This is a genomic window from Mycobacterium sp. (assembly GCF_040509115.1).
GTDB lineage: Bacteria > Actinomycetota > Actinomycetes > Mycobacteriales > Mycobacteriaceae > Mycobacterium.
Genome location: NZ_JBEVLO010000283.1, coordinates 1 through 6,210, shown reverse-complemented (window position 1 = coordinate 6,210; position 6,210 = coordinate 1). Strand labels below are relative to the sequence as shown.

At 66.2% G+C, this 6,210-nt stretch carries 7 protein-coding genes; 2 read left to right on the top strand and 5 right to left on the bottom strand.

Features of this window, described 5'->3' with window-relative positions:
- Nucleotides 1-157: 157 nt before the first annotated feature.
- From ABW137_RS19335 to ABW137_RS19315, 5 genes are read right to left on the bottom strand one after another with little or no spacing between them, the layout of a single operon-like run.
- On the bottom strand, nucleotides 158-1,708 hold the full coding sequence (locus ABW137_RS19335; protein WP_526402911.1) for a sugar ABC transporter ATP-binding protein: 1,551 nt from the start codon (nucleotides 1,706-1,708) through the stop codon (nucleotides 158-160).
- 5 nt (nucleotides 1,709-1,713) lie between these two features.
- Complete coding sequence (locus ABW137_RS19330) at nucleotides 1,714-1,836, bottom strand: hypothetical protein (protein ID WP_526402909.1); 123 nt, start codon at nucleotides 1,834-1,836, stop codon at nucleotides 1,714-1,716.
- Nucleotides 1,837-1,885: 49 nt separating this feature from the next.
- Nucleotides 1,886-2,905, bottom strand: coding sequence for an ABC transporter permease (locus ABW137_RS19325; RefSeq protein WP_526402907.1), 1,020 nt, complete (start codon nucleotides 2,903-2,905; stop codon nucleotides 1,886-1,888).
- A complete protein-coding gene (locus tag ABW137_RS19320) occupies nucleotides 2,902-4,008 on the bottom strand; it encodes a sugar ABC transporter substrate-binding protein (protein ID WP_526402905.1) in 1,107 nt (368 codons plus the stop codon). Before ABW137_RS19320 ends, ABW137_RS19325 begins: the two co-directional genes overlap by 4 nt.
- Entirely contained in the window at nucleotides 4,005-5,129 is a 1,125-nt protein-coding gene (locus ABW137_RS19315; protein ID WP_526402903.1) for a sugar ABC transporter substrate-binding protein, read from the bottom strand. The genes ABW137_RS19320 and ABW137_RS19315 overlap by 4 nt, the downstream gene beginning before the upstream one ends.
- 154 nt (nucleotides 5,130-5,283) lie before the next feature.
- Between ABW137_RS19315 and ABW137_RS19310 the strand changes: the two genes are divergently transcribed.
- Together ABW137_RS19310 and ABW137_RS19305 are read left to right on the top strand one after the other, a co-directional pair.
- Nucleotides 5,284-5,685 carry an ester cyclase gene (locus ABW137_RS19310; RefSeq protein WP_526402901.1) on the top strand — a complete coding sequence of 134 codons (402 nt, stop codon included), beginning with the start codon at nucleotides 5,284-5,286 and terminating at the stop codon, nucleotides 5,683-5,685.
- Nucleotides 5,682-6,210 (top strand): SDR family NAD(P)-dependent oxidoreductase (locus tag ABW137_RS19305; RefSeq protein WP_526402900.1); only part of this gene is annotated, 529 nt, incomplete at its 3' end. The genes ABW137_RS19310 and ABW137_RS19305, both read left to right, overlap by 4 nt.

The following is a 6,210-nucleotide window of genomic DNA, read 5'->3' as shown; positions in this document are numbered from 1 at the left end:
CGCGAACTCACCCCCGGCCGCGAACTCACCATGCCCCTACGCCAACGCACCCGCGCCCAACAACACCACGCCACCATCACCACCGAACGCCACCGCAACCAACACCTCGACCAACACAACCCCCCACCCTTCTAAAAGGGGTCAGCGCCATTTGCCGCTAGGCGCCGTAAGCGCTGGCGTAGCTGGCCTCGGCGAGCATGTCGGCGTTCGGCCGGTCGGTATCGGCGAACTCGGTCACGACCCGACCGTGGGACATCACCAACACCCGGTGCGATTGCGCGGCGACCTCCTCGAAGTCGGTGCTGATGAGAATCACTGCTGTCCCGGCCTGAGCGGAGTCGTGCATCAGCTCGTAAAGCACTGCGCGCGAACCGACGTCGACCCCAGCCGTGGGATCTTCGAGGACGGCGACGTCGGGGCGGTCGCCGAGCGCCCGGGCGAAGACCAGCTTCTGTTGATTTCCGCCGCTCAGCTCGGACACGTCACGGTCGGGTAGGTCTCTCGGCACGACGGTGAAGCGTTCGGTGACCTCGCGGACCGCGTTGGTCTCTCGCCTCGGCTGACGAAGACCCAGCCGCGTCCAGGCGCCGAAGTCGCGCCGCGTCGGCAAGAGGTTCTCCCGGATGCCCAGGCCCGTCAGGATGCCCTCCCGCTGCCGGTCCCCCGGCACGACGGTGCACTTGCTCTTGATCAGGCTCTCCGGCTTGCCGAGTCGCAGCGGCGCGCCCTTCAACGTTGCCGTGCCGCCGGTCGGTTGCTGGTTGCCGCCGAGAACCCGGGCCAGCTCGCGGGTGCCACTGCCGACGAGCCCGCAGATGCCGAGTACCTCACCGGCCCTCACCTCGAAGGAGATGGGCTCGGGGAGCTCCGCGGTCGTCAGACCGCTGACCACCAGGTGCGGGGTCGAGGACTTGGCGGCGTCCGCAACGCGTGGGAGCGGGTGAGGATGCGCCGCAATGGGTTCCGCGCCGACGATGTGCCTGACCAACTCGGCGTGAGTGAGCTCGGCGACCGGCGCCGTCACCACTCTGGAACCGTCCCGTAGGACCGTGACCCTGTCGACCAGGTTCGCGAGTTCGTCGAGTCGGTGGGTGACGTAGATGAAGGCGACACCCGTGCGGCGCATCGCGCGCAGTGACGTGGCGAGGCGCTGCATCTCGGGCCCCGGCAAGCTGGCACTGACCTCGTCGAGGATCACGATCTGAGGATCGAGGGCAAGCGCCCTGGCCAGGGCGCACAGCACCTGCTCGTCCCTGGACAGCGAATTGACCAGCCGCTCGGGCGAGAATTCGGCCCCCACCTTGTCCAGCACCCGCGCCACCTTCGCCGAGGTATCCCGAGCGCTGACCAGGCCACGCCTCTTCTCGAAACCGATGTGGAGGCCGACGTTGTCGGCGACGCTGATGTCCTCGACCAGCCCCAGATCCTGATGGACGAACGCGATGCCCGCGGCTTTCGCCGCCGCGGGATCGTGACCGGCGGGAAGCTCCTGGCCCTGTACCGAGATGGTGCCCTCGTCCTGCTGATAGATGCCTGCCAGGATCTTGATCAGTGTCGACTTGCCCGCTCCGTTCGTCCCGAGCAGACCGTGGATCTCGCCGGGTTCGACGTCAAAGGACACGTCCCGCAACACCTTCGCCGGGCCGAAGCTCTTCGTCATGCCCACGAAGCTCAGCGCTGGGGGCACGCCACTCGATTCCGTCGCCACGGTGATCACCGCCAGCCCAGGAGCAGCGCGAGCCGCGCGAGGATGGTGGGGTGAGGCACCGGGTCCTGCGGCTTGGCGGCGGCCAGTGTCACGGCGGGAACGAACATGCTGGGAACGACCATGTACATCAGGGCTCTCCTTGTGAGCTGCGAAAGTGAAGCGGCGGAGGTCACGAGCTCAGCCTGCTGTCCGTCGGCGTCGGGCCAGGGTGGCGACGATGACGGCGATGAGGAGCGCGCCTCCGTTGAAGAGGTCCTGCACGAAGACGTCGGCACCCTTCTGCTGCAGCCCGATGATCCCGACCCCGATGACGTACACCGCGATCACCGTGCCTGCGACGTTGTACTTGCCCGGCCGGATGCAGGTCGCCCCGAGGAAGGCAGCGGCGAAAGCCGGTAGTAGCGAACCGAGTCCGATGACCGGCGACGAGCCGCCAAGGCTGGTCACCGAGATGCACCCAGCCAGCGCGCACAACGCGCCCGTCACGATGAACGACTGACGCACGAGCCCGTCGGTGGAGATTCCGGACAGCCGGGCAGCTGTCGGATTCGCACCGACGGCATAGGCGCGGCGGCCCCACACCGTGAGCTCCAGCAATACGTACAACACGATCGCGACGAGCGCCAGGTACACGAACGGCAGCGGAATCCCCGCCAGCCTCCCCCGGCCCATGTTCAGGAACCACTGCGGCGCTGCGCCGGCGATCACCTGGTTCTGGGTCAGGAACTCACTGACGCCGAGAATCACCAAGCCAGTGCCCAAGGTAGTGGTGAACGACGGCAGGTTGAGTCGCGTGATCAGTTGACCGTTGATCACGCCCATCAAGATCCCCACGGCGAGCACGACGACGATCGCGGCGAGCGGGTTCCACCCCTGCCGGATCACCAACAATGCGCACAGGCTTTGCGTCAGGCCGAACTGAAAGCCGGTCGACAGGTCGAACTGTCCCGCCACCAGCGGCACCATGACCGCCAGGGCGACCAACCCCACCGTCGCCTGCTGCAACAGGATCGTCTGAACGTTGGGTGCGGTGGCGAAGACCTTCGGGTTCCACAGACTGAAGATCACGCACAGCAGTACCAGCACCCCGATCAGCGAGTACTGCGAGAAGACTTCGCTTGCCCTGCCGGAGCGGCTCTTTCGCTCCATGACATCGGAGGACACGACCGTTGACTCGCTGTGTGTCGACACGCTCATTTCACGCCCCATAGCTTCTTGAAGACGGACTTGTAATCGAATTCCATGTTCCAACCCACCTTGCTGATTTCGGCTGCGCCGTCGTTGATGTTGGCCGCGGTGAAGAACCGCTGCGGGACGTCGACGACCTCCTGGACCGGTTGTCCGGAGATGACTCGGGCGAGACTGTCGGCGGCGAGCCACCCCAGATACGTATCGGGGGTGGCGAGATCGGCTGCCTGCAGCCCGCTTTGGAGGCGCGCAAGTGCCTCGGGAGCACCGGCACCCGACACCAGCTTGACGCTGGTCGACTTGCCTGCCTGCTGAATGCCCTGGGCGACGAAGTTCGACAACGCATCGTCGGGTGACCACACGTAGGTCAGGTCCGGGTGCTGTTGCAACTGCGACGTCACCGTCTGAGCCAGGCTGGTCCCCATCGTCTGGGTCGAGATGGCGAGGCGTTGGACGGTGCAGCCGCCGCAGTCACGCTGCAGGGTATTGGCGATCGAATCGTTGCGCATCATGCTGTCGGCGTACTCCGGGGTGTCGATGACGAGCACATTGCCCGCACCGTCCGAATCACCCGCGATCCACGTCCCAATGTCGTTGCCGCCCTTGACCGCGTCCGGACGGATCCAGCTGTCCACACCGGGCAGATCGCCCTTCTGGGGACTCTGCGAGGTGATCACGAACGGGACGTCCTTCGCCGCTACCGCAGCCATCCCCTCACCCATCAAGTTTGGGTTGGCTCCAACGGAGATGATGCCGTCGACATCGGAGTCGACGGCCTGCTTGACCGCCCGGTTCCACACCGTCGGGTCCAACCGGCCGTCGATGACGTCGGCCGTCCAGCCCATCGCCTCGGCGGCCTCCTTGGCGGCCCCACCCGTGCGGACGCAGCCCAGACCGACGTTGCCGCAGACCAGGATCATGATGTGCTTGCCAGGGGCCGGGGTGAAGGCCTCGGTGGGCCCCTGGAACGTCGTCACCGCGTTCATCGAGTCCAGCTTCACCTTGTCGGCCGCACCCGAGTTGCTCGCCCCGCCCGCGTCCGTCGTGCACGCGGTCAACGACATCGCAACGACCATGGCGGCCAAGCCGATCGACCGGATGCGCCCGCTCATGACGTGCTCCACATCTTCTTGAAGACGGACTTGTAGTCGAACTCGACGTCCCACCCCGACGCGAAGTCGCCGTCGCCGAGATTCGCCGCGGTGAAGAACCGCTGCGGGACGTCCCACAGCTCCTGGACGGGTTGTCCGGAGATGACCCGCGCCAGGGTGTCGGCGGCGAGCCAGCCGGCATAGTTGTTGGGGGTGGCCAGGTCCGCTGCCTGATTACCGTTCTTGATCCGGTCGAACGCCTCCGGCTCACCCGCACCCGACACCAGCTTGACGCTGGTCGACTTGCCTGCCTGTTGAATGCCCTGCGCGACGAAGTTGGAGTACGCATCGTCGGGCGACCACACGTAAGTCACGTCCGGGTGTTGCTGCAACTGCGACGTCACCGTCGGCGCCAGGCTGGTCCCCATGGTCTGCGCGGAGATGCTGACCCGATGAACGGTGCACCCCGCGCACTGCTTGCCGAGCGTGTCGACCACCGCGTCATTGCGCATCATGATGTCGGCGTACTCCGGCGCATCGATGACGAGCACGCTGCCCGCCCCCGCCGAATCACCCGTGATCCAGGTGCCAATGTCGTTGCCGCCCTTCGTGGCATCCGGCCGAACCCAACTGTCGACACCAGGAAGGTCGCCCTTCTTGGGGGTCTGCATCATCATCACGAAGGGCACGTCCTTGGCCTGCACCGCGGCCATCGCCTCGCCCATCAGATTCGGATCGCCCGAGACGTCGATGATCCCGTCGGCTCCGGCGTCGACGGCCTGCTTGACCGCGCGGGTCCACACCGTCGGGTCCAGCCGGCCGTCGATGACGTCGGCCGTCCAGCCCATCGCCTCGGCTGCCTCCTTCGCGCCATCGGCGAGGCGGATACACGCTCGGCCCAGGTTGCCGCAGGCCAGGATCATGATGTGCTTGCCGGGCACCGGCGTGAACGCCTCAGTGGGCCCGGTAAAGGTGGTCACCTCGTTCATCGCGTCGAGCTTCACCGACGCCGCACCCGAGCTGGTGGCGCCACCCGCATCCGTCGTGCACCCCGTCAACGACAGCGCGACCACCAAGCTCGCCAGCCAGAGCGCTCGGATCCGCCACCGGTGTGCGCGCAGTCCGGCCCATTTCGCTCTCACACTCGTTCCTCCAAATCCGTTGGCGGATAGCCGAAAGCTCGACAATCCGACTTCCTTCGCCAGACGGTAGCCATGTGTCACCGATCACACGGATCGCGTTCTGCAGAGCGGAACGACGAACCGGCGCGGGCGAAGATGGAGCAGCGTCGTAGTCATGTCCGACATCGACCTTCGCGACTTCTACCGGCTGTACATCGAGATGCTCAACGCTCACGAGTTCGACCTGATGTACGAGTTCATCGACGACGAGACCTCGCACCACGGTGAGCCGGGTACGCGCGAGGCCGTCGTCGCGGACCTCAAGGGAATCGTCGACGCGGTACCGGACTTCCGTTGGGAAGTGACGGAACTGCTCGTCAACGGCAGCCGTCTGGCCGTGCGGCTGATCAACCGGGGTACACCCGTCAAGGAGTGGCTCGGCGTCTCTCCCACGGGTGGCTCGTTCGAGATCGTCGAATACGCCCTCTACCAGGTCCGCAACGGGCGCTTCGTGCAGATGTCGAACCTGCACGACGTCGAGGGGTTGAAGCGGCAGTTGATCGGACGGCAAACGTGACCGGCTCACGGCTCGCAGGCAAGGTCGCGATCGTCACCGGGGCCGCTCGCGGTCAGGGCGCCGCCGAGGCGGCACGGTTCGTCGGCGAAGGGGCGCGCGTCATCCTCACCGACGTCCTCGACGACGACGGCAAGGCCATCGCCGACCAGCTCGGCGATCGCGCGGAGTACCTCCACCACGACGTCGGCGCCCACGCCGACTGGGACCAACTCCTCCACCACGTCGTCACGACCTACGGCGGCGTCGACGTCCTAGTCAACAACGCCGGCATCTCCCGCGCCGGCGCCATCGACGAATTCCTCTGGGAGGACTTCGACGCCATGGTCCGCATCAACCAACGCGGCGTGCTCCTCGGCATGCGAGCAGTCATCGCCCCGATGCGCCGCGCCGGACACGGCAGCATCATCAACGTCGCATCCGGCTCCGCACTACGCGGCATGCCGGAGTTCATCTGCTACTCCGGCACCAAGTTCGCAGTACGCGGCATGACCCAAGTCGCCGCCGCCGAACTCGGACCCGACAACA

What these genes read in the sequence shown, in the direction of transcription:
- ABW137_RS19330 (WP_526402909.1), bottom strand. Translation starts at nt 1,836, where the DNA reads ATGTACATGGTCGTTCCCAGCATGTTCGTTCCCGCCGTGACACTGGCC.
- ABW137_RS19325 (WP_526402907.1), bottom strand. Translation starts at nt 2,905, where the DNA reads ATGAGCGTGTCGACACACAGCGAGTCAACGGTCGTGTCCTCCGATGTC.
- ABW137_RS19320 (WP_526402905.1), bottom strand. Translation starts at nt 4,008, where the DNA reads ATGAGCGGGCGCATCCGGTCGATCGGCTTGGCCGCCATGGTCGTTGCG.
- ABW137_RS19310 (WP_526402901.1), top strand. Translation starts at nt 5,284, where the DNA reads ATGTCCGACATCGACCTTCGCGACTTCTACCGGCTGTACATCGAGATG.